General features: G+C 63.0%; 1 protein-coding gene. It reads left to right on the top strand.

Annotated elements, in window-relative coordinates; all coding sequences use genetic code 11:
• Positions 1–60: 60 nt before the first annotated feature.
• On the top strand, positions 61–308 hold a 248-nt coding region (locus IE95_RS0118390; RefSeq protein WP_030153726.1), incomplete at its 3' end, for a flagellin N-terminal helical domain-containing protein.

Here is a 308-nt window from a genome sequence, read left to right as displayed (position 1 = left end):
GACCGGCCCATGGATGGGCTGGGGGACCATTCTTCTCGCCCGTCTCACGGAGGACTCATCATGGGCTTCAGCGTCAACACGAACGTTTCTGCACTGAACACGTTCCGTAACCTGACGAACACGCAGAACAGCCAGAGCAAGTCGCTCGAGAAGCTGTCGTCGGGTCTTCGTATCAACCGTGCGGCGGACGACGCCGCGGGTCTGTCGATCGCCGAGGGTCTCAAGGCTCAGGTGAACGGCTACTCGGTCGCTGCGCGTAACGCGCAGGACGGCATCAGCGTCGTGCAGGCGGCTGAAGGTGCGCTGGG

It is taken from the genome of Oerskovia turbata (assembly GCF_000718325.1).
Taxonomy (GTDB): Bacteria; Actinomycetota; Actinomycetes; order Actinomycetales; family Cellulomonadaceae; genus Oerskovia; species Oerskovia turbata.
Note: the sequence above shows the minus strand (reverse complement) of the source record. Positions and strands in the feature narration are given on the sequence as shown.